This is a genomic window from Amycolatopsis sp. WQ 127309, from assembly GCF_023023025.1.
GTDB lineage: Bacteria > Actinomycetota > Actinomycetes > Mycobacteriales > Pseudonocardiaceae > Amycolatopsis.
Map to the genome: position 1 here is coordinate 9446158 of NZ_CP095481.1, position 26669 is coordinate 9472826.

29 protein-coding genes are annotated in these 26669 nt (G+C 73.4%); 16 read left to right on the forward strand and 13 right to left on the reverse strand.

All coding sequences use genetic code 11. The features are described from left to right. Nucleotides 1-9: 9 nt before the first annotated feature. The 3 genes from MUY22_RS41790 to MUY22_RS41800 are packed head-to-tail and all read left to right on the forward strand — an operon-like array spanning nt 10 to nt 2787. Nucleotides 10-786 carry an SDR family NAD(P)-dependent oxidoreductase gene (locus tag MUY22_RS41790; protein ID WP_247052797.1) on the forward strand — a complete coding sequence of 259 codons (777 nt, stop codon included), beginning with the start codon at nt 10-12 and terminating at the stop codon, nt 784-786. Between the two features lie 22 nt (nt 787-808). Further along, on the forward strand, nt 809-2065 hold the full coding sequence (locus MUY22_RS41795; RefSeq protein WP_247052799.1) for an amidohydrolase family protein: 1257 nt from the start codon (nt 809-811) through the stop codon (nt 2063-2065). Further along, entirely contained in the window at nt 2062-2787 is a 726-nt protein-coding gene (locus MUY22_RS41800) for an alpha/beta hydrolase fold domain-containing protein (RefSeq protein WP_247052801.1), read from the forward strand. Before MUY22_RS41795 ends, MUY22_RS41800 begins: the two co-directional genes overlap by 4 nt. 133 nt (nt 2788-2920) lie before the next feature. Here the strand turns inward: MUY22_RS41800 and MUY22_RS41805 are convergent, their stop codons facing one another. The 3 genes from MUY22_RS41805 to MUY22_RS41815 all read right to left on the reverse strand — a co-directional run bounded on the left by MUY22_RS41805 (nt 2921) and on the right by MUY22_RS41815 (nt 6696). Continuing rightward, nucleotides 2921-3832, reverse strand: a complete 912-nt coding sequence (locus tag MUY22_RS41805; RefSeq protein ID WP_247052802.1) for an alpha/beta hydrolase fold domain-containing protein — start codon at nt 3830-3832, stop codon at nt 2921-2923. 5 nt (nt 3833-3837) lie between these two features. Then, nucleotides 3838-5646, reverse strand: a complete 1809-nt coding sequence (locus MUY22_RS41810) for a glycoside hydrolase family 3 protein (protein ID WP_247052803.1) — start codon at nt 5644-5646, stop codon at nt 3838-3840. A gap of 258 nt (nt 5647-5904) precedes the next feature. Continuing rightward, on the reverse strand, nt 5905-6696 hold the full coding sequence (locus MUY22_RS41815; protein ID WP_247052805.1) for an IclR family transcriptional regulator: 792 nt from the start codon (nt 6694-6696) through the stop codon (nt 5905-5907). A 106-nt stretch (nt 6697-6802) separates the two neighbouring features. On the opposite strand from MUY22_RS41815, the gene MUY22_RS41820 reads away from it, so the two are divergent. The 3 genes from MUY22_RS41820 to MUY22_RS41830 are packed head-to-tail and all read left to right on the forward strand — an operon-like array spanning nt 6803 to nt 11115. After that, on the forward strand, nt 6803-8077 hold the full coding sequence (locus tag MUY22_RS41820) for an MFS transporter (protein ID WP_247052806.1): 1275 nt from the start codon (nt 6803-6805) through the stop codon (nt 8075-8077). Continuing rightward, nucleotides 8078-8536: a DUF3237 family protein gene (locus MUY22_RS41825; RefSeq protein ID WP_247052807.1), complete on the forward strand. Its 459-nt coding sequence runs from the start codon at nt 8078-8080 to the stop codon at nt 8534-8536. Then, complete coding sequence (locus MUY22_RS41830; protein ID WP_305879343.1) at nt 8533-11115, forward strand: family 78 glycoside hydrolase catalytic domain; 2583 nt, start codon at nt 8533-8535, stop codon at nt 11113-11115. The genes MUY22_RS41825 and MUY22_RS41830 overlap by 4 nt, the downstream gene beginning before the upstream one ends. Here the strand turns inward: MUY22_RS41830 and MUY22_RS41840 are convergent. Beyond that, nucleotides 11090-11503: a hypothetical protein gene (locus MUY22_RS41840; protein ID WP_247052808.1), complete on the reverse strand. Its 414-nt coding sequence runs from the start codon at nt 11501-11503 to the stop codon at nt 11090-11092. The genes MUY22_RS41830 and MUY22_RS41840 overlap by 26 nt on opposite strands. Before the next feature lie 227 nt (nt 11504-11730). Here MUY22_RS41840 and MUY22_RS41845 point away from each other — a divergent pair, with 227 nt between their 5' ends. Then, nucleotides 11731-12168 (forward strand): hypothetical protein, encoded by a 438-nt coding sequence (locus tag MUY22_RS41845; RefSeq protein WP_247052810.1) that lies wholly within the window; start codon nt 11731-11733, stop codon nt 12166-12168. 38 nt (nt 12169-12206) lie between these two features. Here MUY22_RS41845 and MUY22_RS41850 read toward each other — a convergent pair whose 3' ends face one another. After that, nucleotides 12207-12818 (reverse strand): DUF3159 domain-containing protein, encoded by a 612-nt coding sequence (locus MUY22_RS41850; protein WP_247052812.1) that lies wholly within the window; start codon nt 12816-12818, stop codon nt 12207-12209. Nucleotides 12819-12882: 64 nt separating this feature from the next. Between MUY22_RS41850 and MUY22_RS41855 the strand changes: the two genes are divergently transcribed. From MUY22_RS41855 to MUY22_RS41865, 3 genes are read left to right on the forward strand one after another with little or no spacing between them, the layout of a single operon-like run. Next, nucleotides 12883-13344 (forward strand): MarR family winged helix-turn-helix transcriptional regulator, encoded by a 462-nt coding sequence (locus MUY22_RS41855; RefSeq protein WP_247052814.1) that lies wholly within the window; start codon nt 12883-12885, stop codon nt 13342-13344. A 23-nt stretch (nt 13345-13367) separates the two neighbouring features. After that, nucleotides 13368-14558, forward strand: coding sequence for an NAD(P)/FAD-dependent oxidoreductase (locus tag MUY22_RS41860; protein WP_247052816.1), 1191 nt, complete (start codon nt 13368-13370; stop codon nt 14556-14558). Nucleotides 14559-14561: 3 nt separating this feature from the next. Next, entirely contained in the window at nt 14562-14861 is a 300-nt protein-coding gene (locus MUY22_RS41865) for an antibiotic biosynthesis monooxygenase (protein WP_247052818.1), read from the forward strand. A 154-nt stretch (nt 14862-15015) separates the two neighbouring features. Here the strand turns inward: MUY22_RS41865 and MUY22_RS41870 are convergent, their stop codons facing one another. After that, entirely contained in the window at nt 15016-15822 is an 807-nt protein-coding gene (locus MUY22_RS41870; protein ID WP_247052820.1) for an SAM-dependent methyltransferase, read from the reverse strand. A gap of 125 nt (nt 15823-15947) precedes the next feature. On the opposite strand from MUY22_RS41870, the gene MUY22_RS41875 reads away from it, so the two are divergent. After that, entirely contained in the window at nt 15948-16154 is a 207-nt protein-coding gene (locus tag MUY22_RS41875) for a hypothetical protein (RefSeq protein WP_247052822.1), read from the forward strand. A 57-nt stretch (nt 16155-16211) separates the two neighbouring features. Here the strand turns inward: MUY22_RS41875 and MUY22_RS41880 are convergent, their stop codons facing one another. After that, nucleotides 16212-16682: a MarR family winged helix-turn-helix transcriptional regulator gene (locus MUY22_RS41880; RefSeq protein WP_247052823.1), complete on the reverse strand. Its 471-nt coding sequence runs from the start codon at nt 16680-16682 to the stop codon at nt 16212-16214. Between the two features lie 59 nt (nt 16683-16741). Between MUY22_RS41880 and MUY22_RS41885 the strand changes: the two genes are divergently transcribed. Further along, nucleotides 16742-17290 carry a hypothetical protein gene (locus MUY22_RS41885; RefSeq protein WP_247052825.1) on the forward strand — a complete coding sequence of 183 codons (549 nt, stop codon included), beginning with the start codon at nt 16742-16744 and terminating at the stop codon, nt 17288-17290. Between the two features lie 15 nt (nt 17291-17305). On the opposite strand, the gene MUY22_RS41890 is transcribed toward MUY22_RS41885, so the two are convergent. After that, entirely contained in the window at nt 17306-18097 is a 792-nt protein-coding gene (locus MUY22_RS41890; protein ID WP_247052827.1) for a hypothetical protein, read from the reverse strand. 8 nt (nt 18098-18105) lie between these two features. Next, nucleotides 18106-18792: a papain-like cysteine protease family protein gene (locus MUY22_RS41895; RefSeq protein ID WP_247052829.1), complete on the reverse strand. Its 687-nt coding sequence runs from the start codon at nt 18790-18792 to the stop codon at nt 18106-18108. Nucleotides 18793-19114: 322 nt separating this feature from the next. On the opposite strand from MUY22_RS41895, the gene MUY22_RS41900 reads away from it, so the two are divergent. Further along, the gene (locus tag MUY22_RS41900; RefSeq protein ID WP_247052830.1) at nt 19115-19966 is read left to right on the forward strand and encodes a hypothetical protein; all 852 of its coding nucleotides are present in this window, start codon (nt 19115-19117) and stop codon (nt 19964-19966) included. Nucleotides 19967-20071: 105 nt separating this feature from the next. Here the strand turns inward: MUY22_RS41900 and MUY22_RS41905 are convergent, their stop codons facing one another. Further along, the gene (locus MUY22_RS41905) at nt 20072-20644 is read right to left on the reverse strand and encodes a TetR/AcrR family transcriptional regulator (RefSeq protein ID WP_247052831.1); all 573 of its coding nucleotides are present in this window, start codon (nt 20642-20644) and stop codon (nt 20072-20074) included. 82 nt (nt 20645-20726) lie between these two features. Here MUY22_RS41905 and MUY22_RS41910 point away from each other — a divergent pair, with 82 nt between their 5' ends. Further along, the gene (locus MUY22_RS41910; protein ID WP_247052832.1) at nt 20727-21296 is read left to right on the forward strand and encodes a dihydrofolate reductase family protein; all 570 of its coding nucleotides are present in this window, start codon (nt 20727-20729) and stop codon (nt 21294-21296) included. A 6-nt stretch (nt 21297-21302) separates the two neighbouring features. On the opposite strand, the gene MUY22_RS41915 is transcribed toward MUY22_RS41910, so the two are convergent. From MUY22_RS41915 to MUY22_RS41925, 3 genes are all read right to left on the reverse strand, one after another. Beyond that, on the reverse strand, nt 21303-22163 hold the full coding sequence (locus MUY22_RS41915; RefSeq protein ID WP_247052833.1) for a hypothetical protein: 861 nt from the start codon (nt 22161-22163) through the stop codon (nt 21303-21305). Continuing rightward, nucleotides 22160-22789, reverse strand: a complete 630-nt coding sequence (locus MUY22_RS41920; protein ID WP_247052834.1) for a hypothetical protein — start codon at nt 22787-22789, stop codon at nt 22160-22162. The genes MUY22_RS41915 and MUY22_RS41920 overlap by 4 nt, the downstream gene beginning before the upstream one ends. A 62-nt stretch (nt 22790-22851) precedes the next feature. Further along, nucleotides 22852-23457, reverse strand: a complete 606-nt coding sequence (locus MUY22_RS41925; RefSeq protein WP_247052835.1) for an RNA polymerase sigma factor — start codon at nt 23455-23457, stop codon at nt 22852-22854. 135 nt (nt 23458-23592) lie between these two features. On the opposite strand from MUY22_RS41925, the gene MUY22_RS41930 reads away from it, so the two are divergent. Further along, nucleotides 23593-26367, forward strand: coding sequence for a BTAD domain-containing putative transcriptional regulator (locus tag MUY22_RS41930; protein ID WP_247052836.1), 2775 nt, complete (start codon nt 23593-23595; stop codon nt 26365-26367). An 18-nt stretch (nt 26368-26385) separates the two neighbouring features. Then, a complete protein-coding gene (locus MUY22_RS41935) occupies nt 26386-26655 on the forward strand; it encodes a hypothetical protein (protein WP_247052838.1) in 270 nt (89 codons plus the stop codon). The last annotated feature ends 14 nt before the right edge of the window (nt 26656-26669 follow it).

The window sequence follows — 26669 nt, forward strand, 5'->3', positions numbered from 1 at the left end:
AGAGATTTCGTGACCTTCCCCCAGCGGTTCACCGGCAAGACCGTCCTGGTCACCGGCGCGGGCACCGGGTTCGGCGCGGAGATCGCCGTCCGCGCCGCGCAGGAGGGCGCCGACGTCGCCGTGCACTACCGCGGCTCCCGCGCCGGGGCCGAGCGCACCGCCGAGCGCGTCGAAGAGGCCGGGCGCAAAGCGTTCATCGTGCAGGCGGACATCGCCGAGCGCGCGCAGATCGTCCGGCTGGCCGACGAGGTCTGGAGCCACTTCGGCCGGCTCGACGTCGCGATCAACAACGTCGGCGACGTCGCGCGCGAGCAGATGTCGTGGCGGGACATCACCGAAGAGTCGATCGACCACGTCCTGGCCGTCGACATCAAGGGCACGCTGCTGTGCACCCACGAGTTCGGCGACCGGATGCTCACCCAGGGCGGCGGCGCGATCGTCAACATCGGCTCCACGGTCGTCGCCCGGGGCAGCGCCCGCGCCCCGCAGTACGCGGCGGCCAAGTACGGGATCATCGGCCTGACCAAGTCCTACGCGCGCGCCTTCGCGCCCACCGTGCGGGTGAACGTGTTCGCGCCGGGCTTCATCGAGACCGAGGCGACGCTGGGCCGCGAGGACTGGAAGTCCGGGCGCGGCGAGCAGCTGCGGGGCGACACCCCGCTCGGCCGCATCCCGCGGCCGGAAGAACTCGCGGGGACCGCGCTGTTCCTGGCCACCGCGGACGCGAGCCACATGACCGGCAGCTTCATGGTCGCCGACGGCGGCTACAACATGATCGGTGCATGACTTCGTCAGTGAGGACGAGCAGATGAGCGAACCCAGAGTGGTGTTCACCGGTGGCCGGGTGTTCGACGGGACCGGCGCTCCGGCGGTACCGGGTGACGTCGTGGTGCGCGGCGAGAAGATCGAAGCCGTGCGCACCGGCGTCGAACCCGAGCCGGGTGACCGGGTCGTCGACTGCCGCGGCGCGACGGTCATGCCGGGCCTGGTGGAGTCGCACGCGCACCTGACGTTCCCGTCCGCCGTCGGCCACGTCGACCCGTCGTTCAACCCGCCGCTGGACGTGTCGTTCTTCCACCACATGCCGACGCCCGACGAGCACCTCGCGCTCGCCGAGCGCAACGCGCGGATCCTCCTGGACCACGGCTTCACCAGCGCGTACTCCGCCGGCTCGCTGACGCCGGTGCCGACTGAGGTCCGGCTGCGCGACCGGATCGCCGCCGGGCTGGTCCCTGGCCCGCGGATGCGCGCGGCGTCGTTCGAACGGGACAACAACCCCGTGCAGATGGGGCCGAACGGCCCGACGCCCAAGGAGATCGGCCCCGAGGCGGTCCGCGCGTTCATCCGCGAGCAGGCCGCGCTCGGCTTCGACAGCGTCAAGCTGCTGATGAGCAACGACGACGTCTTCTTCGAAGGCGGCTCGATGGTCACCCAGTACAGCGCGGAAGAGGCCGCCGCGGCCGGCGAGCAGGCGCGCGAGTCCGGCGTCTGGCTCAACTGCCACGCGCAGTCGCCCGAGTCGATCAAGCTGGCGGTGCGCAGCGGGTTCCGCTCGGTGTACCACTGCTCGTACGCCGACCAGGAGGCGATCGATCTCCTGGAGGAGCACAAGGACGAGATCTTCCTGTCCCCCGCCGTCGGCATCATGTGGGCGAACGTCCACGAGGGCGCCGAGTTCGGCATCGACCCAGGCCTGGCGGCGAAGATGGGCTCGGTGAAGTCGCTCGCCGCGATGGAGCAGCTCTACCCGGAGCTGCGCAAACGCGGCCTGCGTGTGCTGCCCGGCGGCGACTACGGCTTCCCGAACAACCCGATCGGGCGCAACGCGCGGGACCTGGACCTGTTCGTGCGCCTGTTCGGCTACTCCCCCGCCGAGGCGCTGCGCGCCACGACGCAGTTCGGCGGCCAGGTGCTGGACATGCCGGTCGGCGTGGTGACGGAGGACTACTTCGCCGACATCCTGGTGGTGCGCGGCGATCCGACGTCGGACGTGACATTGTTGCAGGACAAGGACAATCTCTTGGCGATCATGCAAGGCGGCCGGTTCCACAAGGCGCCCGCGTGACGGTGTACCGCGAAGTCCTGGGCTTCCGGCCCCTCGAACTGGATCTGCACCTGCCCGCCGGCCCCGGCCCGCACCCGGCGATCGTGTACCTGCACGGCGGCGGCTGGCGACGCGGATCGCGGCGGACGACGATCCCCGCGTCGCTGTGCCCGACCTTGGCGGAGCGGGGTTTCGCGGTCGCCGCGGCGGACTACCGGCTCAGCGGGGAGGCGCGCTTTCCCGCGCAGCTGGAAGACGTCCGCGCGGCGATCACCTGGCTGCGGTCCGAAGTGGACTGTGCCGCGACGTTCCTGTGGGGCGAGTCGGCGGGCGCCCACCTCGCCCTGCTGGCCGCGCTCGACGGCGGTGACGTCGACGGCGTCGTCGCCTGGTACCCGCCGACCGACCTGCTGGGCCTGGCCGACGGCTTCCCCGGCGCGGTCGACGACTCCCGGGAGGCCGAGCTGCTCGGCGTGGCGCCGTCGGCCGACCCCGACCGAGCACGGGCGGCGAGCCCGCTCACCTTCGCGCACCGGAACGCCCCGCCAATCCTGCTGATGCACGGCGATGCCGACGACCTCGTCCCGCCGGCCCAAAGCGAGCGGCTGGCGTCGGCGTTGCGGGCGGTGGGTGCCCCGGTGGAGCTGGACCTGGTCCCGGGCGCGCGGCACATGTGGACGGACGCCCGGGACGTCGGCGCGATCGTCGACCGCTCGGTGCAGTTCCTCCGCGCACTCGGCTGAGCCCCAGCCCGCGCCGCCGCCGTGGTTCGTCCGTGAAGGCCTCCTTACCGGCTCTTACGGCCGGTAAGGAGGCCTTCACGGCTTTCGAGGCGCTGGGGGCGGCGGCGCGATCGCGGGTCGCGTGGGGGGTGGGCTATGCGAGCGTGCCCGCGATGAGCGTCAGCGCGCGGTCCACCGGCTCGATCGCCGAGGGCAGGCCCAGGAAGCCGTGCAGCATCGCGCGGATCTGGACGTGGTGCACGTCCACTCCGGCCGCGGCCAGCGCGCCCGCGAAGCGCTCCCCCGAGGGGCGCAGGTCGTCGTACTCCGCGGTCAGCAGCAGGGTCGGACTGAGGTCCGCCAGCACCGCCAGGCCCGGCATCGCGTAGCCGTCCGCGCTGGTCACCGGGCCGCCGAGGTAGGCCTCGGTGATCGAGCGGACCTCGGCCGGCGGGAAGTGCAGCAGCGGCGGCACTTCGGTCATCAGCTGGGTGAGCGACGCCGTGGGCGGCGGGAGTTCCGGGTGCAGCACCGGGTACACCAGCGCGAGGGCCGCGGGCTGCCAGGCGTCGGCGTCGCGCAGGCGCAGGGCCGCGCCCGCCGCGAGGTTGCCGCCCGCGCTGGCGCCGCCCAGCACGATCCGCTCCGGCGCGAGCGTGTCGCGGGCCCAGCGGACCGCGGCCACGACGTCGTCGTGCGGCACCGGGTACGGGACGGCCAGCCGGTAGTCGACGCTGACCACCGTCGCGCCCGCGCGGACGGCGATCTCGCGCGCCACCCAGTCCGCCTCCGGCATGTCGAGGTCGCCCATCTTGAACGCGCCACCGTGCAGCCACACCAGGCACGGCCGCCCGTCACCGGGTGCGTAGACGCGGACCGGCACCGGGCCGTGCGGACCGGGCACCTTCTCGTCGCGGGTCTCGACGACCGGTGGCGGGCCACCCACCGACGGCGTCATGAACCGGATCATCCGGTCGCGGAACGCGGGATCGGTGACCAGCGCCTCGAAGGACGGGACGCCGTCGAGCAGCGGGAGTTTCGCGGCCACGGCGGGGTGGATCGGCATGCGGGTCAGCCTTTCTGGGGGTGTCCGAGTGCGAAGAGCGGGTCAGCCGTCCCGCCGGGCAGGTCTTCGGGGTGCGCCTCGACCGCGGCCATCGACCGGGGCAGCTCGAACGGCAACCGGCCCTCCGCCCGCGCCCGGCCGAACACGACGTCCAGCACGGCCTCGTCGGAGGCGCCGAAGTCGCCGAGCAGCGCCGCCGCGGCCGACGCGACCTCCGGCAGGATCGCCGGGCGCTCGAGGAAGACGTCCACGACGGTCGGCACCGCCGCGGCGAGCGCGGTCAGCTGGTCGCGGCGGTCGTCCGGCAGGTCGAGCCGGCCCTGGTGGAAGAACGCCTCGGGCAGCTGCCGCGCGGGCTCGTACGGCGCGTCGATGCGGACCAGCGCCACCTCGGCGGCCGCCGGCGTGTCCACAAGGGACCCATAGCGCGCCGCGACCGCCGGGTCGACGCCTTCGACGTAGAGCCGGACGCCCTCGGCGAGCGGCAGGATCCCCTCGTCGAGCAGCACCATCGACCGCCGCTGGGCCGCCGCACCGGCCGCGGCGAAGTCCGCACGGCCGACCGTGGTGACCGCGGCTTCTTCGGACACGTAAGGGTTTTCGAACAGTCCCAAGTGGACCATCAGCGTCAGCACCCGGGCCGCGGACTCGTCGAGCCGCGCTTCGCTCACCCGGCCTGCCGCGACCAGGCCGGTGATCACCTCGGGGCACCACTCGCCGCCGAACTGGTCGACCCCGGCGTCGAGCAGCAGCAGGGCGCGCTCGGTCCGGTCGAGGTGCTCGACACCCCAGGCGCGGGCCGGCCACACGGTCCCGTCGGCCAGGACGCTGTCGGTCAGCAGGCCGAAGTCCGTGCACACCAGGCCGTCGAAGCCCTCGTCGCGGCGCAGCTGGCCGGCCACCACCTCGGGGTCGAACGCGAACCCGACCTCACGCAGCCCCGGCACGCCGACCGGACGGCCGTAGTACGGCATCACCGCGGCGGCGCCGGCCCGCAGCGCCGGGCGGAACCGGTCGCGGTGCAGCTCGTACCGCCCGGCCGGGTAGACCTGGTCCGGCCCGGACGCGAAGTGCGCGTCGAGCCCGCCCGCCTGCGGCCCCGCGCCGGGCCAGTGCTTGACCATCGCGGCCACCGAGCCCGGGCCGAGCACCGGGCCCTGCAGGCCTTCGACGTAGGCCGCGGCCAGGCGCGCGACCACGTCCGGGTCGGCGCCGAAGGTGCCGGAGATCCGGGCCCAGCGCGGCTCGCTGGCCACGTCGGCCATCGGGTGCAGGGCCAGCCGGATCCCGACCGCGGCGTACTCCGCCCGCACGATCCCGGCGAACCCGCGCACCAGGTCCTCGTCGTCGAGGGCGCCGAACCCGAGCGGCTCCGGCCAGCGCGAACAGCCACCGGAGGGCACCGACGTCAGCGGGTTCTCGTTCGCCGAATGCCGCGGGTCGGACGACAGCAGCACCGGGATCCCGAGCCTGCTGCCCGCCGCGAGGTCCTGGACGCGGTTGTGCCAGCGGGCGAGCGGCCCGGCGGCGACCGGGGCCATCAGGCTCAGGCAGCGCACGTGCCCGTCACGCAGCACCGACGTCGTGGGCGCGGTCGGCAACAGCCCGGCGGGCGCGTCGACCAGGCCGCCGTCCGGCGCCACGGACACCGGCGCGTGACACAACAGCCCGGCCTTCTCCGCGACGGTCATCCTCGTGAGCAGATCCCGCACGCGCTCTTCCGCCGGCCGGCGCGGGTCTTCGTACGGGGCCATCACCCCGTCGCCGTCGAGATCGCGGAAGGCGACACCGTTGTCGTCGTGGAGAAGGAGCATGGCGCCGAGGATGACCGCGCGCGGTCGGGCGCACCTACGGCCCTGCCATTCAATGGCAAGCCTCAGAGGCGCACCCAGGCGGCACCCAGCTCACGGGAGATGCCCCCGCGCCCTCGTCTGCACCGTCAGACCCGGCCGACGCGGCTGCACGCTTCGACACCAACACCCGCCACGCCGCATCCGGATCGCGCGCGAGACGCTCCGCGCCGGAAACCCCGAACTGCCTCCGTCACAGCGCTGCGAAAGAACCCGGCAGCCTCAGAGGCGCACCCGGGCCGCACCCAGCTCGCGGGAAATGCCCCGCGCCGTCGTCTGCACCGCCAGACCCAGGCGCCGCGGCTGCGCGACGCGTTTCGGCACCAGTACGCCCACCACGCCCACCACGGCGTCTTCCCGGTCGAACACCGGCGCGGCCACCGAGACGATCGACTCGTGCTCGTCCTCCCGCCGGAAGATGGCCAGGCGCTCGCGGCGGACGTCGGCCAGGGTGCGGCGCAGGACGTCCGGGAGGATCAGGCGGTTGTCGGGCTCGCTGTAGACCGGCTTCGACAGCAGCTCCTCCTGGACTTCCTTCGGCGCGAACGCCAGCAACGCGAGGCCAACACCGGTGGAGTGCAAGGGAAGCCGGCCGCCGATGCGGTAGTCCACCGGGGTCGCCTGGTGGGCCGACAGGCGTTCGACGAGCATCGCCTGCATCCCGTCGCGCACCGCCAGCTGGACGTGCTGGTGCGTCACCTCGGCGAGGTCGTTCATGAACGGCAGCGCCACCTGCCGCAGCCCGTGGCCGCGCGGGGCGAGCGTCGCGACCTCCAGCAACCGCAGGCCGACGCAGAACCGGCCGGCGTCGTCGCGCTCCAGCGCGCCCCAGTCCACCAAGCGGTTCGCGAGCCGCAACGCCGAGCTCGGCGGGATCTCGGCCCGCCGGCTCAGCTCGGCCAGCGTGAGGGTGCGGTGCTCGGCGTCGAACGACGCGAGCAGGGAAAGCGCGCGGTCGACAACCGGTTCGCCGTGGGCCGGACGGCGGCCCCGCACCCGCGCGGACTCGGTCATGTCGACATCGACGTTCCATTGGTTGGCATCCCCCTCACGGTACACCGCGCCAGGCGCCCATCCTTCCCCGCAGGTCAGCCGACCGAGACGCGAAAGGTGCCCAACGATGAGTACTTCTTTCCGCCAAGAGTCCACCACCGCAACGACGTTTCCCGGGCCACGACGCGGGTTCCTCTTCTTCTTCGCCTTCGCCGCGGTCGGTGCGGGGATGGCGGTCCTGGTCCCGGCCGTGCTGACGCTGTCGGTCAAGGCGACGTTGCTCGACCCTGCGGGCGCCACGACGATGGTCTCCATCGTGACCAGCATCAGCGCGTTGTGTTCGCTCATCGCGTTCCCGGTCTTCGGCCGGCTCAGCGACCGGACGACGGGCCGGTTCGGCCGGCGCCGGCCGTTCCTCCTGCTCGGCGCCGTCCTGTTCACGTTCGGCGCGATCGGCCTGCAGCTGGGCTCGACGACGTTCGCGCTGACGCTGGCGGCGAGCTGCACGACGGTCGGCGCGAGCGCGGCCACCGTCGCGTTCACCTCGGTCATCCCGGACCAGCTGCCCCCGGACCGCCGCGGCCCGGCGTCGGCCGTGGTCGGGCTGAGCCTCCCGGTCGGCGCGGTCATCGGCCTGTTCATCGCCCAGCTGGTCGCGCCGAACCTGCCCGCGATGATCCTGCTGCCGGCCGGGCTCGCCGTCCTCGGGACGCTGCTGCTCACCTTCACGATGCGCGACCGGCGGCTCTCCCCGGAGGAGCGGCCCGCGTTCGCGTGGCGCGACCTGCCCCGCACGTTCTGGGTGAACCCCGTGCGCCACCCCAACTTCGGCTTCACCTGGCTGAGCCGGCTGCTGATCTTCTTCGGCGTCGCCGCGATCCAGGCGTACCAGGCCTTCTACCTGATGAACGTCTTCCACATCCCGCCGGCCGGCATCGCGAACGCGGTCTTCCTGTCCACGCTCGTGCTCACCGGCGCGGCGCTGCTGTTCGCCCCCTTGGCCGGCAAGGTCTCCGACCGCGTCGGGCGCCGCAAGCCGTTCGTCGTCACCGCGGCCGTGATCTTCGGGATCGGGCTGCTGCTCGCGACGTTCACCAGCACCTATCCCCTGTTCCTGGTCGCGATGGGCGTGATCGGCCTGGGCCAGGGCGTCTACTTCGCCGTCGACATCGCGCTCATCACGCAGGTGCTCCCCAACCCCGACGACACGGCCAAGGACCTCGGGCTGATGAACCTGGCCGGCAACCTGCCGACGTCGGTCGTGCCGGCGCTGGCGCCCGCGATCCTCGCCATCGGCGCGACCGCCGCGGTGCCGCAGAACTTCCCCGCCCTGTTCATCGCGGGCGCGATCGCCGGCCTGCTGGGCGCGGTGCTGATCCTGCCGATCCGGAAGGTCCGCTGAGTGCCACTGTTCGAACCACCCGCTCTCGAGTACGTCAGCAGCGCGGTCGTCGAGCTCGGCGACGTCCTCGACGTCGGCGAGACGCTGGAAGGGCACCGCCGGGTCGTCCCGATCACGGGCGGGAGCTTCACCGGTCCCGGGCTCACCGGCCGCATCCAGGCGGTCGGTGCGGACTGGCAGCGGCTCCTGCCCGACGGCACCACGCTGGTCGAGGCGCGCTACCTCGTCGAGACCACCGACGGGCTCGTTTCGATCACTTCGACCGGGGTGCGGAGCGGGCCGCCCGAGGTGCTGGCCGCGCTCGCCCGCGGCGAGCACGTCGAGCGGTTCCGGTACGAGTTCCGGCTCACCGTAACGCTTTCCGGCGCGGTCGAACGACGGCTGTCCGCCGGGATCCTGGTGGCGTCGGCGGAACGCACGCCCGGCACCGTCCGCTACGACCTCTACCGGTTCACGTGAGCACCGCCCCCACCCGGCTGCGGCTCGACCACCTCACGCCGGGCCGGCCGTCGGGGCCGCGACCGCGGCTGTCGTGGTGGCTGCCCGCCGGCGCGGCCGTCCAGCACGCGTACGAGGTCCGGCTGACCGGCCCGGGCTGGACGTCCGGCCGGTGCGAGAGCGACCGGTCGGTGCTCGTCGAGCTGCCGGAGCGGCCGGCGACGGCGTGGCAGGTCCGCGTCTGGACCGACCTCGGGGAGAGCGACTGGTCGGAGCCCGCGCCGTGGACCGCCGTCACGCTGCCCACGACGTCGGCGCCGTGGGTCGAGCCGCACGAGCCGGTCGTCGCGCCCCCCGGCGAGCGCCCGGCTTACCAGCTGCGTCACGAGTTCACGCTCGCCGGACCGGTCGCCACCGCGACGGCCTGGGCGACCGCGCACGGGATCTACGAGCTGTTCGTCAACGGCACCCGCGTCGGCGACCTCGAACTGACGCCGGGCTTCACCGCCTACCGCAAGCGGCTCCAGGTGGAGCCGTTCGACGTCGGCGCCCTGCTGCGGCCGGGGGTGAACGCGATCGAGTTCCTGGTGTCCGACGGCTGGTTCCGCGGCCGCCACGGCTTCGAGCGCGCGGCCGACGGCTTCGGCGACCGCGTCGCCGCGTGGCTGACCTTGACGATCGACGGCACCACCGCGGTCACCACCGGCCCGGGCTGGTGGTCACGGCCGAGCCGGATCACCGCGGACCTGATGGACGGCCAGACGACCGACTTCCGGCTCCCCGCACCGGGTTCCGTCGGTCTGGACGCGCCCGGCTGGGACCCGGCACGGGTGCGCGAGGGCGGCCCCGAACGGCTGGTGCTCACGGAAGCGCCGCCGGTCCGCCGGATCGAGGAGATCCCGCCGGTGTCGATCACCCGGTTCCCCGGCGGCGTGGTCGTGGACTTCGGGCAGAACCTCACCGGCCGCGTCCGGCTGGCCGACCTAGGCCCGGCGGGCACCCGGCTGCGGCTGACCCACGGCGAGCACCTGGGCCCGGACGGCCGCGTCACCACCGACCACCTGCGGGCGTTCGACTTCGCGAGTGGAGAACTCCTGCCCGCCGGGCAGGTCGACACGGTCGTGTCCGCGGGCCACGACGTCTTCGAGCCGCGGCACACCACCCACGGCTTCCGGTACGTCCAGGTCGACGGGCTCCCCGGCGGGCTCGCCGCGTCCGACGTGACCGCCGTGGTCGTCCACACGGACCTGCCCGAGACGGGGACGTTCGCGTGCGGCGACGCGCGGCTCGAAGCCCTGCACCGGGCCGCGGTGTGGAGCCTGCGCGGCAACGCCTGCGACGTCCCGACCGACTGCCCGCAGCGGGAACGCTCCGGCTTCACCGGCGACTGGCAGGTCTACGTCGCCACCGCCGCGCTCACCCACGACGTCGCCGGGTTCTCCCGGAAGTGGCTGCGCGACCTGGCCGCCGACCAGTGGCCCGACGGCCGCGTCCCGACGATCACACCCGACCCCGCGGGTGACGGCCCGTCCGGCAACGCCTTCCCGGACGCGATGGCCGGGTCCGCGGGCTGGGGCGACGCGGCGGTGCTCGTCCCGTGGGAGCTCTGGCGCGCGTACGGCGACCGGGAAATCCTGGCCGGGCAGTACGAATCGATGGTCCGCTGGGTCGAGTACGCAGCCACGGCCGCCCGCGAACGCCGGCACCCGGACCGCGTGCGCACGGCCCCGCACGACGAGTTCCTGTGGGACACCGGCGGGCACTTCGGCGAGTGGCTCGAGCCTGGCGTCCCGCCCCACCCCGACCCCACGGCCGACCACGGCATCGTCGCCACGGCCTACCTCGCCCGCTCGGCGCGGGTGCTGAGCCGCGTCGCCGCGCTGCTCGGGCACGCGGCGGACGCCGTCCGGTTCGGGCGGCTCGCGGACGGCGCCCGGGACGCGTGGCAGCGCGAGTACCTCGGCACGCTCGGCGAGTCCACGCAAGGCAACCACGTCCGGGCGCTCGCGTTCGGCTTGGTGCCTTCGCGGCTGCGCGACGCCGTGGCGGGGCGGCTCGCCTCGCTGGTCGCCGAGGCCGGCGACCACGTCGGCACGGGCTTCCTCACCACGGGCCTGCTGCTGCCCACGCTGGCCGACCACGGCTACCTCGATGTCGCCTACCGAGTGCTCCTGTCGACGGGAATCCCGTCGTGGCTGGCGATGCTCGACCGCGGCGCGACGACGTTCTGGGAGCGCTGGGACGCCGTCGACGGCGGTGAGGTCCGGGGTTCGCTGAACCACTACAGCAAGGGAGCCGCGATGTCGTTCCTGTACACCCACATCGCGGGCATCCGGCTCCCGGCGGACCCCGGCCCGGACGAGGCCGGGTACCGCCGGTTCGTCGTCCAGCCGCGCCCGGGCGGCGGCCTGCGCCGGGCCGAGGCGGAACACCTCAGCCCGTACGGCCCGATCCGCAGCGCGTGGCACCTCGACGGCGACGAACTGCGGCTCACGGTCGACGTCCCGCCCGGCACCCGCGCCGAGATCCGGCTCCCCGGCGGCACCACGACCGAAGGCCCGGGAAAGCACACCTTCACCGCGCGGATGTGTCCACAGTAGACGCCCGCCACGCCCACGCGGCGAGCACCGACGAGAGCACGACCACCCCGACACCGAGCGGCACGTGCACCGCCCGGTTGCCCATCCCGCCGAGCATCGCCTGCACGAGGACCAGCACGACCAGGCCCCCGCTCGCCCCCACCGGCCACGCGGGCCCACGCCCCCGCCGCCGCACCACCGCGGCGACGACCAGCTCCGCCACCGCGAACACGGCCACCGGGATCGCCCCGGCCCCGTGCAACGTCCGCGCCGACGCCACCCCTTCGAGCAGCTGCCCCGCGGTGGCCGCCTGCACCAGGAGGAAAAGCACCTCCGCCGTCGCGACGACCCGCAACGCCCGCGCCCAGCCCGCCGTCGTCCGCTGTTCACCGAGCTGTGTTCCGGTCATGAGCGCCACCTCTGATCCACCGCGGATGTGTTGACCCGCACAGTGTCCCGGGATGAACGCACAGCCGTCGCCGGTCGAGAGGCGGCTTCGCGGCTACGCCCGCCGCCGTACGCGTGAAGCCGCCCTACGCACGCTGCGGTACGGGTCCGGATGGCCGCTACGTACAATCGCGGTGAGGGTGAAGCGCCAGGCCGAGATTCCGGCACCGGCGTGCGGGAGGGGGCAGGATGTTCGGCCGGAAGAAGAAGCTCGACGATCTGATGGCGCAGCTCAGGCCCGACCTGAGCCGGGAAGCGCTCGGCGTCGGGCCCGGCTTCCCGGGCGTCGCCCCGAACCCGCTCCTGAGCGGTGATGCACGGAAGCGCAACGCGGAACTGCGTACGGGGGCGCTCGCGCTCGGCGTTCTCGTCGACTGGCGGGAGGTCAACAGCAATCCACGCGTGGTCCTGGTGTTCGACGTGGAGACCGCCGGCGGCCTCTCGTTCCGCGGAATCGCAGACGAAGACCTCACGATCACCGAGCTCACCCGGCTCGCCCCGGGACAGACGTTGCCCGTGCGCTACCGGCCGGCCGTCATGGACCACTACGTCGCCCTTGCCCGGGACGCGGACCCCGCCCACGTGCAGCAGCTCTCCGACGAGATCGCGAGCCGCAAGCGGACCTGACCCGGAGCCGGGCCGGAAGTCCTCGCGATCCGGCACGCCTAGCCACGCCGGGCCCGGCGGACGCAGGTGATCGTCACCGCCACGATGACGGCGAACACCGGGCCCGTCGCGATGTGGACCGCGCCCAGGACCAGGGGCTGGTTGCCCCGGTAGTAGATCACCTGCAGCGCGCCGTTGACGACGTTGACCGCCGCGCAGGTGAGCGTCGAAACGGTGTAGATGCGGCGTAGCCGGGGCACCGAGCGCCAGTCCGCGGGGCCGCCGGCGACGCGGTTGAGGATGAGGCCCGTCAGTGGGCGTCCGATGAGGACGGTCGTCACGCAGACGGCGATGACCGCGAACGGGATCAGTGCGGGGATGAGGAAGAACCCGCGTGCCTCACCGGTGACGGCGGCCACCGCCGCGCACGCCGCGACCAGCAGCAGGCCCAGCACGGCCTGGCGCAGCGGCTGACGTCGGTACAGCCGCCAGGCGAACGCGGCGATCGCGGTGACCGCGGCGGTCACGAGGCCGGCGGTGAGGTCGCCGACGGCGTTGGCCGCCACGAAAGCCACCGTCGGCGCGGCGGTCACCACGACTGCCTCCCAGCGGTTCTTGCGCGGCGGGGCGGCGGGTTCGGACGGGACGCGGACTTCCTGGTTCGTGTTCACACCAGAGAACGTCTCATATGAAACCTTCTTGCGCAAGGTCGTATCGACTGATACGTTCTCGGTCATGACGATGCAGCTGGACACGGCGTGGGCGACGGACGGACCGGGCGACGAGTCGCCGTTCGCCCTCGGCCTGCTGCTGCGCCGCGCCCACGACCGCGTCGCCGCGGAGCTGCTGGGCGTCCTGCGGCCGCTGGGGCTGGAGTTCCGGCACTTCATCGTGCTCGTCGCGCTCCACCACCGCGGGCCGATGAGCCAGCGGGCGCTCGTCGGCGCCGTCGGCAGCGACAAGGCCACGATGGTCCGCGTCGTCGACGACCTCGAACGCGCCGGGCTCGTCACCCGCGATCCGCGCCCCGGCGACCGCCGCGTGCACACGATCACCCCGACCCCCGCCGGGACGGCCGTGTTCGGCACCGCCCACCGCCACGCCGAGCCCGTCGCCGCACACCTGCGGGGCGGCCTCGGCGACGTCCGGCTCCTGCTGGACCTGCTCACCCGGCTCGCCTTTCCCGGCGAAGCCTGACCCACCGACAAGGGAGAACCTTCATGCGAGTCGTCATCGCCGGCGCCGGGCTCGGCGGCCTGTGCCTGGCCCACGGACTGCGCCGCGGCGGCGTGGACGTCGTCGTGCTCGAACGCCACCCGACCCCGGACGCCCGGCCCGCCAGCTACGGCATCCACCTCAACGCCGACGGCCTGCGCGCCCTGCACGCGTGCCTGCCCGGGGAGAACTGGGCACGGCTGGTCGCGACGTCGGCCCCGGCCCCGGACGTCGTCCGCTTCCACGACCAGGACCTGCGGGTGCTCGCCGAACGCGACCACACCGGCACCCCGGCCAACGCCGATCCCGTCACGCGCCGGCGGGCGGTGAACCGCGACGCCCTGCGGGACGCCCTGCTCCTGGGCTGCGACGGCTTCATCCGCTGGGGCACCGCGTTCGAGCGCTTCGAGTACACCGGCGACGGCGTCCGCGTGCACACCGCCGACGACCGCGCGATCGACGCGGACCTGCTCGTCGGGGCCGACGGCGCGAACTCCCGCGTCCGCGAGCAGCGGCTGCCGGACCTGCGCCGTCAGGACCTCGGCATCGTCAACATCGCCGGCCGCGTCCGGCTCACGCCCGGCCTCGCGAGCACCCTGCCGGCGACGCTCGTCGACGGCGCCGTCAACAACGTCGTGCCCGCGCGGCCCGGCTGGCTGTTCCTGTCCACTTGGGACGCCGGCGCCGACGCGCGGTACGTGGTGTGGGCGTGGGCCGCGGACCGCTCGACCTACCCGGACGACCTCGACACCGCCGAGCCCGCCCGCCTGCGCGAGCTGGTCCAGGACCGCACCGCGGGCTGGGCGCCCCCGCTCCGGCGGATGATCGCCGAGACCGATCCCGCGACCGTCGCGGCGATCCCGCTCAAGACGATGCCGGAACTGCCGCGCTGGGCGCCCACGGCCGTCACCCTGCTGGGCGACGCGATCCACAACATGACCCCGATGGCCGGGATCGGCGCCAACACGGCGTTGCGCGACGCCGACACGCTGCGCCGGCACCTGGCCGGCGACGGCGGCGTGCGGGGTTACGAAGACGAGATGCGCGCCTACGCCAACGCGGCGCTCGCGCTGTCCACCCGCAACGCCCGCGGCGCGGCGACGACGTCCCGGCTGCCGCGGCACGCCTTCCGGACCGTGCTGCGGCTCGCCGAAGCGCTGCCGCCGGTCAAGCAGCGTATGTTCCCGGTGCGCTGAGCCGTGCTCGTGGTGATCTCGACCTTCACGGTCGCGCCCGAACGGCAGCGGGAGCTCCTGGACCTGTTGCGCGCCAACGCCGAAGAGGTGCTGCGCCACCAGCCCGGCTTCGTGGCGGCGGACTTGCTCGCCGCACCCGACGGCACCACGGTCGTCAACCACGCCCGCTGGACCGACGCGGCGGCCGTCCGCGCGATGACGGCCGATCCGGTGGTGCGGGCGCGGATGGCGCCCGCTTGGGCGATCACCCGCCCGGTGGTGCGGCAGTTCACGGTGGCGTCGAGCCACGTAGCAGCGGAGTGAGCGGTGCCGGGGCGGGTTCCCCGGCACCGCCCCGCTCAGCGCGGCAGCACCGCGACCGCGTCCACCTCGAACAACAGCCCCGGCATCGCGAACGCCTTCACCGCGTGCAGGGTGCTCGCCGGGCGGTGGGGGCGAAACTTCGGTGCGCTCATGATCACCTTTCTTGTCCGGGGAAGACGGCTCGGCCCAGCCACGCCCGCGCTGTGCCACCGGCCGCCGGGTCGTAGGCCGGGTGGATCCGCCGCCCGTACTTCGCGGCGACGTCGGCGAGTTCGCCCACGTCCGGCTCCCAGCCGTGCCGGGTCAGCCACCGCGCCGGCTCGACCGGCCCCGACCGCCACAACCGGGCGAGGTCGGGGCCGATCGCCGCGCGCAGGGCGGCACTGGTTTCGACGTGGTCGAAGGCGAGCATGCTGCCCGCCGCGCTGAGCCCGGTGATCGTCGCCAAGAGCCCGTCCGCGGCGGCTTCGTCCAGCGCGTAGAGCAGTCCTTCGGTCAGCCACGCCGTGGGCCGGCCGGGCCGGAACCCGGCCTCCCGCAACGGCTCCGCCCAGTCGTCACGCAGGTCGGCGACGACGGGACGCCGGACGCACCGAGCCATCAGGGACGCCGCGGCGGCTTCCTTGAACCGCAGCACGGGGGCTTGGTCGACTTCGAAGACCTCGGTGCCGGCGGGCCAGTCGAGCCGCCACGGGCGACCGTCCATTCCGGACGCGACGAGCACGACCTGCCGAGCCCCGGCGGCCAGCAGCGCGTCGTCCAGGAACCGCGTCCGCACGGCGACCTGCGGTCCCATCACTGCGGCGAAGTCGGGCTTCTCTTCGGTGATCCCGGCGGCCTCCAGGAACAGCCGCGCGCACGGGTCGGCGGCCAGCCGGTCCGGGCGGCGGTCCTCGGCCGCGCGCAGCAGCGCCACCTCGAACGCGGTCCGCCCGATCGCGTCGATCCCGTCCAGGTCCATACGCCTCCTCTCGACGCAGTCATTCGGTTGCGTTCGCGACGGTATCATGTGATACGTTCAGCCGTGAAGGATTCACCGAGTGGTGAATCAGCGAGGAGAGCGGTCATGTCCGAGCCGGGGCGGCGGTGCGGCTACAGCGCGTCGAGGAGATCGCGCCCGTCCAGGCGATCGCCCGCAACGGCGCCTGGGTCGAGCACCTGGCCGGCACCGGGCACATCCCGGTGGCCACCCACGACGACCTGCCCTGGACCGACGCGGTCGTGTTCGGCACCCCGGCGCCGGCCATGTCACCGGCGACGACGGCTCGATCGCCGTCGGCGAAACGGCGTTGACGGCGGCCCGCTCGCAGGGCCGCGGCCCTGCGGTACGGGCTCGCCGCGGCGTGAGGCCTACGCCTCGTCCCCGGGCGGATAGGTGAACCGGGTCAGCAGGTCCATCAGCTTCGCCGGCTCGCCGGCACGCAGGTGCGAGAGCAGCGCTTCGGCCGGGGCGAGCGCGTCCTCGTGCGCGGCGTCGAAGGCCTTGACGCCGTCCGGGGTGATCTCGACCTCGCGCACCCGCCGGTCCCCCGGCACGGCATTGCGGACCGCGAACCCCTTCGCCTCCAGGTCGTCGACGACCCGCATGATCCCGGCCTTGTCCGATCCGGTCGCCTCGACCAGGTCCCGCTGCGTCGTCGGCCCGCGGTCCACCAGGATGATCAACACGGCGAAGTGCCGCAGCTCCAACCCGTGCGGGCGCATCGCGGCGGCCATCGCCCCCGCCGCGCGGGCGTGCGCCCGGCGCAGCAGCAGCCCCAACGCGAACGGGGAGACGTCCCCCGGGCGGTCGGTGGCGCGCGTCCTGGGCTTGGCGGTCATGCGAGCACCCTACCCCAACGGGCGTCGAGTGATACGGTTTCATTCGATACGGAACGGTGGTGGTCGAGGTGATCGGCTTCGGAGTGGCACCCCGCGCGGACGAAGTCGCCGCGCCCGCACCCGGCGACGACCTCGTCCCCCACCCGGACGTCGTGCTGGACCGCGGGTTCACCCTGAACGCGCCGCCCGAGCGGGTCTGGCCCTGGTTCGCCCAGCTCGGCAAGAACCGCGCGGGCTGGTACCTGCCCACCGGGATCGAGGCGCTCCTCCCCCGGCGCCGCCGCGCCCTGCGCCACCTCGACCCCGCGCTGCAGCACCTGCGCCCGGGCGACGTCATCGACGACTGGGGCGGCCGCGACGCGACCTTCGAGATCGTCACCCACGACCCGCCGCACACCCTCGTCCACCGCTCCACCCGCGGCCGCCTCGAGATCAGCTGGGCGATCCGCCTCACCGGCGACGGCCCCGGCACCACCCGGGTCCACCTCCGGTTCCGGCTCAGCGGCGCGCGCCGCCCGCGGCTGGTCGAGTACGGCGGCGGGCTCGTCGACCTGCTGACAGTCGCCGGTCTCGCCGCGGGCCTGCGCGACCGGCTGCGGACGCCCTGACCCCGGGCCCCGCCGTCACGGGTTTCCGGCCGTGATCTTGACGTCTTCGGGCCTGGCCGGTGACTTTCGGCGAACGAACCAGGCAATGAGGACGATCACCGGCAGCCCGGCGAGCGCGAGCCACCACCACCCCGACGTCCCGGCCGCGGTCGTTTCGGGGTGCTGGGCGAAGCCGAGCCCGCCGTCTCGCTGGTACTGGGAGCCGGGCTGCTTGTCCGCGTACCGGTCGTGGACCTGGCGCTGGTAGTCCGCCAGCGGGACGAACTCCCCGACCGGCGTCTGCGGCAGGCTGGCCTGCAGCAACCGGACGCCGTCAGCGCCCAGCGCGTACCAGCCGTTGATCTGCGGCTCGTCGAGCAGGACGGCGCCGGCCGGCAGCCGGGTGGCGAGCCGGGTTTCGTCGTCGCCGGACAGGACGCTGCCGACCCGCCACCCCGCCGCGCCGGGGGCGGCCTGGATGGTGGCGGTGCGGCCGTCCTGGGCGTGCGCGACGACCGCGACGTACTCGAGGACCGCGACCCGGCCGGCGCCGTCACCCCGCACGAACGCCGGGTCGAGCGTGTAGGCCGGGACACCCGTGTCCGCCACGGTGATGACGCCCGGGTCGGGCTGACCAGGTCTGCGGAAGTTGGTCCGAGCGAAGCTGATCGCCTCGGCCGAGTGGGCCGCGGTCACCGCCGCGGCGACCTGCGCCGCCGGCAGCGCCACCCACGCGGGTGGTGCGGCCGAGGCCGCCGCACCGGACCCGGCCGTACCCGCGAGCGCCAGCAGCACCGCCGTCAGGACCTTCACCGCAGACCTGGTCATGGCCTAGCTCACCGCCCGCCCGTGATGCCGACGACGGTGTCGCCCCAGGTGAACTCGCTGTTGCGCAGGTAGTCGTTGTAGGACTGCGTGCGGTAGCGCTGGTAGGTCGGCCACGGGTCGCCGACGTTCAGCGACTGGTTGCTCGCGTCGTAGCCGTAGATCACCTCGGCGTGGCCGCCGCCGGAGGTCCAGTAGATCCCGGTGAGGGCCGGGTTCCCGGCGTCGATCTGCTGGGTGACCGTCGAGAACGACACCGCGCCGCCGGCGCTGCTCGCGGAGAACCCGGTGCCGCGGAACCCGTTGACGATCTCGCCGATCTGCGCGGCCTGGTTCGGGCAGTTGCCCGTGGTGGTGCCCTTGCCGGCGGCGCAGAACTGGTTCTGCGACGTCGAAGCGCCGTGGAACTGCTCGATGCTCGCGCCGTCGGCGGCCCAGCACCACTCGTCGTTCTGCTGCACCTGCTGGCTGTAGTTCAGGCTGCGCGCGGCCTTGGCGTCCCGGGCCGCGTTCGCGGCGGCCGGGAGCCGCAACGCGCTGTTGTCGCTCAGCGGGTGGGTGAGCGTCACGCCGTTCGGCGCCGGCGGCGCGACCGGCTGGGCCCCGGCCGCCGGGGTGAGCGCGAGCGTGGCCGTGACCACGACCGCACCACACGTGAGAACCAGGCCCATCATTCGTTTGTCCAGCGCGATGACCACGAGCTTCTCCTTGCACAAAAGGGAAAGGGGGACGACGGGGAACGGTTCCGGACCCATTCCGCGGTAACTTCGCCCCATCACTGTGCGACAGGAGAAAATCACCGACAACCGACGCAAGTCGGTAAACGATGAGTAAACGACCGGCCCGCCGCACGGTGGCCCGCGTTACGTATCCGCTGGTCAGCACGCGGTGTTCGCGACGAGGGGCCGACGCCGCCGCCTCGGTGTTATCCCAGGTGTTATGGGTGCGGCCGGCCCTCGCCGCGAGCGGTTTTACCGGCCTTTCGGATCCCGGCGGCGGGCGGGCTGACAGACTCGACCGGTGATCCTCGGTTACGTCCTCGCCCTGCTGGCCGCCGTCGCGTCGGGCAGCGGCTCGATCCTGGAGTCCGCCGGCGTCCGGCGGGCCGGTGCCTACGGCGGCGCGCCCCAGGACCTCGTCGCCCTGCGCGGCCAGCCGCTGTACTTCCTCGGCGTGGGCGTGGACCTGCTGGGCTTCATCTTCGCCGCCGCGGCACTGCACCGGCTGCCGCTGTTCCTCGTCCAGTCGGTGCTGGCGTTCAGCGTCGGCGTCACCGCGACGATCTCCGCGTTCCTCGGCATCCGGCTGGCCTCCGCCGGCTGGGTCGCGCTGGGCGTCGGCGCGACCGGCCTCGTCCTGCTGGGCCTGTCCGCGGACCCGGGTCCCGCGCACCTGCTGCCCACCGCCGCCAAGTACCTGCTGCTGGCCGCGGCGGTGCCGATCGCGGCGACCGGCTTCTCCGTCCAGCGCCACGACCACCGCTGGTCGGCGCCCGTGCTGGGCTTCTGCGGCGGCCTGGGCTTCAGCGTCGTCGGCATCTCCGCCCGGACGCTCGACACGTCGGGCCCGGCCTGGCGGGTGGCGCTGGACCCGGCGATCTGGGCGATGATCGCCAACGGCCTGGTCGCCGCGGTGGTCTTCGCGATGGCCCTGCAACGCGGCCGCGCGACCGCCGTCACGGCCACGATGTTCACCACCAACACCGCCGTGTCCTCGCTGATCGGCGTGACCATCCTGGACGACCGCGTCCGCGACGGCTTCACGGTCGCGGCCATCGCGGGTTTCGTGCTCGCCGTCGCCGGCGCGATCGGCACCGCGCACTACGCCGCCGCCCACAAGGCCCCCGCCGAGGAGACCGCGGAACCGGTCTAGTGCCGTGCGTCTGAGGTTCGTTGACGGGGGCCGGGCGTTGGGGCCGGGACGCCCCCAGGAAGTCGCGGCCCGGCGACTCAGGTCACCAGCCGGACACGTCCGGGATCACGGGGTGAGGCGCTCGACCAGGGCGTCGACGAGGCCGGCGCGTTCCCGCGGGGTCAGCAGGTCCGGCAGGGTCAGGCGCTCGATGATCAGCCAGTTCAGGGCCAGCCACAGCAGCTTGACCGTCGTCGCGTCGCCGGGCAGGCCCGTCTTCAGGTGGTTCGCCACGTTGAAGTCGAGGTCCGCGCGGATCCGCTGGGTCAGCACCTCCCGCAGCTCCGGGCGGCGGGCCGCCTCCAGGCGCAGCTCCAGCAGGGCCAGAAAGCCCGTCGGGAAGGCCGCCACCCGCTCGACCAGGGCGTGCATCAGCTCGGCGAGGCGGGCGCGGTCGCGCGGGCCGTCGAACGGGGCGGCCAGGGTTGCCTCGTCCGGGACCAGCCGTTCGTAGACGCGCTCGCCCGCGCCGGTGAGGATCTCCTCGCGGCCGGCGAAGTAGTTGGAGGCGGTGCCGGTGGGCACCGCGGCCCGCTGGTCCACCGCGCGGAACGTCAGCCCACGGGCGCCGTCCGCCGCCAGGACCTCGATCGCCGCGTCGAGCAGGGCCGCCCGTCGTTCCGGATTGCGTCGCGCCATCGCTTGTAACCACTCCGCCTGTAGTGTTATGGTCGAACCACTACAGGCAAAGTACTACACATCGAGTTGTTCCGGGGGTCGCATGCGCAAGCTCGTCTACTACGTCGCCGTCTCGATCGACGGGTTCATCGCCGGGCCGGGCGGCGAGTTCGACTTCTACCCGGAGGCGCCGGACATGGTCGAGTACCTCCGGGCGGAGTTCCCGGAGACCATGCCGAGCCACGTGCGGCCGCACATCGGGCTCGACGGCGTGCCGAACAAGCGGTTCGACACGGTGGTCATGGGCCGCGGCGCCTACCAGCCGGGGCTCGACGTCGGCGTCACCAGCCCCTACGCCCACCTCCGGCAGGTCGTGGCGTCGACGACGCTCGGCGCGATCGCCGACCCCGCCGTCGAGCTGACCGGCGACCCGGTGACCACCGTCCGCCGGCTCAAGGGCGAGCCCGGCGCGGACATCTGGCTCTGCGGCGGCGCGCGGCTCGCGGGCGAGCTGCTGCCGGAGATCGACGAACTGGTGTTCAAGCGCTACCCGGTCGTTGCGGGCCACGGCCTCCCGGCGTTCACCGGCCCGTTCCGGCCGCGGCCGTTCACCCCGGTGGAGACCCGGACGTTCAGCCACGGCGGCACCATCACCACCTACCGCCCGGCCTGACCGGGCTCAAGGCCGCTGGTTCTGGAACTGGAACTGGACCCGCACCGAGCCGTCCAGCGGGACGATGATCGTCGAGTCGCTCGCCGACCACCGGTCCGGCACGAGGAACATCCGGTCCTTGCCGTGGATCAGCAGGCGGAGGTGCCGGTAGCGGTAGTGGAACGTCTGGCCTTCGGACGGCGGCAGCTTCGTCTCCTCGAGACCGGGACTGCGCAGGTACAGGCTCTCCTTGGTGTCGAGGATGACGCTGGGCAGTTTGTCGAGGCGGTTCGCCTCGGCCATCGCGAGCCCGCGGCCGGACCACTGCGCGATCGTGGCCGTCATCCAGAACACGCTGACGGCGAGCACCAGGTACCCGAGGACGACCGAGCTCCGCCGGAACGACGGCGCGCCGTCCGGTGGCCGCCGGACGGTCGCGCCGTACCGCAGGAGCGTGGCGCCCACGGCGATCAGCAACGGCGTCACCAGGCCGAACAACCACCAGTCCCGCAGGAAGGTGTAACCGGACACCAGCACGAGACCGGCGATCAGCGTGGCGAGCCCGATCCCCTGCGCGACCCGGCCCAGCCGGCGCACCGCCGTCGCCGTCCGGATTTGCTTCCGGACGGCGGCGCGCACCGCGACCGAGCCGAGCCCGGCCGCGGTGACCACGAGCAACGGCGTCAACAGGGGCTGCGGGCTGCGCATGATGTACTCCTGCGTGCCGAGCCCGATCGTGTCGACGTCGACGCCGAAGTACTCGTACCGCGCCCGCGCGGAGACGTAACCGAAGTAGAACAGCATCGCGGTCAGCAGCGTCAGCGGCGGGATCGCGGTCTTGCCCGCATCGAGGAAACGCTCGAGCGCCCCGGCGGCCGCCGGGCTCACCCGGTGGGAGTCGCCGTGGTCTCGGTCGCCGTGGTCTCGGTCGACGGCGACTCCGGCTGGGTCAGCCCGATCACCCCGGGGCTCACCCGGGTCGGGAGGTCCCGGCATGAGGCGTCCTTTCCGGCGGCGCACACCACCTGGCCCTTGATCGTCAGCGTCGCGTCGTCGCCGGTCCCGCGCGCGGTCACCGCGACGGAACAGGCGCGGGCCCCCGAACTGAACGTGAACGAGGCGCACGCGGGCGATTCCCCGCACTGACCGCCCTGGCTGAAGGCCCCCGGCGGGTCCACCTCGACCTTGACGACGGTGAAATCGTTGTCCGCCAACAGGTCCGCCTGCAGCCAGCTGGCGGTCACGCACTGGTCCTCGGCGCCGGAGTTGTCGGGGACGCCGCCGACCGGCAGCTGCGGGATCGTGATCGCGCCCCCGGTGTCGTCGGCGGTACGCGGGCTCTCCGGGCCCGACGGCTCGGCGCTCGGGGCGCCGGTGGGCAGGGGTGCCTCCGTGGTGGCGTCCTGCGCACCGGAGCCGGAGCCGGACCCGGAATCGGTGGAGTCGGAGCAGCCGGCCGCCGCGAAGACGAGCACGGCGGCCGCGGCGGCCAGGGTGGTACGGAACAGGTTCATCGTGGTTCCTCCTCGGCTTGCGGAGCCGCGAGCACGGGCGGTGATACCGCCGGTTCGGCGCATCACGCCGTCGCCCGCGCGCTCTGAGGGGTGTGTCCAGGGACGTCGATCAGATCGCCGCCGAGCAGCGCCGCCACCGCCGGTGTGCGGCGGGCCCGGGCGAGGCAGCGCGCCCGCGACGGGCCGATCGAGCCGACCGGGATGCCCAGCGTCGCGCTGATCTCCCGGTAGGACCGCGGCGGATCGCACATCAGCATCGAGAGCAGCCGCCGGTCCCGCGGGGGCAGCACGGCCAGGGCGTGCCGGGCCGCGGCCCGGCGTTCCTCGCCGATCAGCGCGGCGGCGAAGTCCGGCTCGGCCGGGTCGTCGATCAGCGCGGCGTCGGTCGGGATCTGCCGGGTGCGGTGGCGCAGCACCCGCAGGCACTCGTGCCGGGTCGTGGTGCGCAGCCAGCCCGGCAGCGCCTCGGCGTCGCGGATCTGCGCCCGGTGCGTCACCAGGTTCAGCCACACCGCGCCGCGGACGTCCTCGGCGTCCGCGCCGCTGATCCGGTAGTGGCGGCAGACGGCGGAAACCAGCGCGGAATAACGCTCGACGATATCCCGCCAAGCCCATTCCGCACCCCGGGCGGCGTTTTCCAGCAATGGTGCCGGCGAATCGTGGTACATGGCCCCTCCTCGAACTCTTCCGTTCCCGGGTTCACGATTCCGCCACGACCTGCTCGGCGACCTTGCGGGAATCTTGCGGACGGAGCAGTATCGGTTCCGCCATTCGCGACGCGTCGGAAACGGGAAGGCCGCCGCATGGAGTTCGTGCTGTTCGGGGAGGTGCAGCTCCGGGTGGCGGGGCGGTCCCTGGACATCGGAACGCCCCGGCAGCAGGCGGTGCTCGCGGCGCTGGCGGCCGACGCCGGGCGTCCCGTTTCGCTCGAAACGATCATCGGCCGGGTCTGGGGTGACGATCCACCGGCCGAAGCGCGCAATGTGTTGTATTCCCACCTGAGTCGAATCCGTCGACTGTTCAAAGATCTCGCCGATTCCACCGATGAGGCGGTGAGCGTTGCGCGACGGACGGCCGGTTACGTGCTGGAAATCGATCCGGACGACGTCGATCTACTGCGTTTCGGCCGCCTGGTCGAGCGCGGAAACGACCGGAGCCGCACCGACGCCGAGCGGGCGGCGGCGCTCGCCGAAGCCGTGTTCGGACCGCGCGGCACCCCGCTGGCCGCCATCCCGGGCGGCTGGGCCGAGCAGGTGCGCGCGACCTGGCAGCGGCACCGGTTCGACGCCGCCGTGCGCTGGGGCGAGCTGGAGCTGCGCCTCGGCCACCCGGACGCCGTGTTCGGCGCGCTGTCCGACCTGGCCGGGGACTACCCGCTCGCGGAACCGCTGGAAGCGCTCCTCATGCGGGCCCTGCACAACGCCGGACGTCAAGCCGAGGCCCTCGACCGGTACGCCGCGGTCCGGCAGCGGCTCGCCGACGCGCTCGGCGCCGATCCCGGCCCCGAACTGCGCGCGCTGCACCGCGCGATCCTGCGGGACGAGCTGCCGGCCGCGCCGCGGGCCACGCCGGTGACCACCCCGGCCCAGCTGCCCCCGGACACCCCCGGTTTCGCGGGCCGCGAGAGCGCGCTGCGCCGGCTCGACGACGTGCGCGACGAGCAGGTGCCGGCCACCCGGATCGTCGTCCTGTCGGGCACCGCCGGGGTGGGCAAGACGGTGCTGGCCGTCCACTGGGCCCACACGGTCGCGCCCGGGTTCCCCGACGGCCAGCTGTACGTGAACCTGCGCGGCTTCGACCCGACCGGCGCCCCGGTGGACCCGGCCGGTGCGCTGCGCGGGTTCCTCGAAGCGCTCGACGTGCCGGGCGGCCGGATCCCGACGACCGTCGAGGCCCAGGTTGGCCTGTACCGGAGCCTGCTGGCGAACCGGCGCGTCCTGGTCGTGCTGGACAACGCCCGCGACGCCGAGCAGGTCCGGCTGCTGCTGCCCGGCGCGCCGGGCTGCGTGGTGGTCGTGACCAGCCGGGACCGCCTCGCCGGCCTGGTCGTCGCGGGCGCGCACCCCGTCACCGTCGACCTGCTCGACGACGCCGAGGCCCGGGCGCTGCTGAGCGGCCGGCTCGGCGCCGGCCGGATCACCGCGGAACCCGCGGCCGTCGAGGAGATCATCGGCCTGTGCGCGCGGCTCCCGCTGGCCCTGGCGGTGGCCGCGGCCCGCGCCGCGACGCACCCCGGCTTCAGCCTGGCCGCGCTGGCCGGGCAGCTGCGGGACGCGCGCGGGTTCCTCGACGAGTTCTCCGGCACCGACCCGGCGACCGACGCCCGCGCCGTGTTCTCCTGGTCGTACCTGCGGCTCGATCCGGCCGCGGCCCGGCTGTTCCGGCTCTTCGGGCTGCACCCCGGGCCGGACGTCGGCCTCCGCGCGGCGGCGAGCCTGGCCGGCGTCCCGGCCGGCAAAGCACGCCCGATCCTGTCCGAGCTCACGCACGCGCACCTGCTCACCGAGCACGCCCCCGGCCGCTACACCGTGCACGACCTGCTGCGCGCCTACGCCACCGAGCTCGTGCACGAGGTCGAGTCCCCCGCCGACCGCGAGACGGCCGTCCACCGCCTGCTGGGCCACTACGCCCACACGGCCTTCCACGCCGACGGCTTCCTCGACCCGCGGCTCGAAGTGCCACCGGCGCTGACCCCGCTCCCGGCCGGGGCCGAGTCCGACCGGATCACCGACCACCGGCAGGCCCTAGCGTGGTTCGAGGCCGAGCACCGCGTACTGCTGCTGGCCGTCCACGCGGGCGCCGCGTTCGACACCCGCGTCTGGGATCTCGCCCGGTCGCTGCAGCGTTTCCTTTCCATGCAAGGACATTGGCACGACGAGCGCGACGTGCTCACGGTGGCGGCGGCCGCCGCGCACCGGCTCGGCGACGAGCGCAAGCAGGCGTTCGGCCACCTGCACCTGGCGGGCACGCACGTCCGGTTCGGCCGGCACACCGAGGCCCACGACGATCTCGAAGCCGCGCTGACCTTGTCCCGCGCCGCCGGCGACGTCGTCGGGCAGGCGTACGCGCACCGCCAGTTCGCCTGGTTGCTGGACCGACAGGGAGCTGTCGCCGACGCGCTCGCGCACGCCGAGCAGGCCCTGGAGCTGTTCCGCGCGGCCGAGCACCGGGCCGGGCAGGCGACGGCGCTCAACGCGGTCGGCTGGTTCCACACCCTGCTCGGCGACCACGCAGTGGCCATCGACCACTGCCGCCAGGCCGTGGATCTGCAGACGCAACTCGCCGACCACATGGGTGCGGCGCAGAGCTGGCACAGCCTCGGCTACGCCCACAAGCAGCTCGGCGACCACGCCCGCGCGCTCACCTGCTACGAGACGGCCCTGGACCTCGTACACCGCAACGGAAGCCTCATGGTCGAGGCGCGGTTGCACATCGACATCGCGAGCCTCCACCGCGAACTCGGCGACACCGAGTCCGCCCGAGCCGGTTGGCGGCGAGCCCACGACATCCTCACGCACCTCGCCCATCCCGACGCGGACGAAGTGCGCATACGACTGTCCGAAGTACACAGTGGATGATTCACTCAGGAGGAGTTCATGTCCGATCTCACCGCCGAACAGCTGCAGAGCTTTTTCGCCGACCTCGAAACCTTCAAGCAGGGCCTGGCGGAACAGTGGCAGAAGGACCTGCTGGACAGCATCGTGTGGCTCGCCGCGAAGGCGACCAGCGGCGACGAGCCGCTCGCCGACGGGTTCGTCGGGTCGTTCACCCCGCACCAGGCCTCGGTGGTCATCGGCTACGCGTCCGGCAGCGTCGGGCTCGCCGACATGCTCCCCCCGATGATCAGGAGCTTCATCAGATCCTGAGCCTGTCGACCACC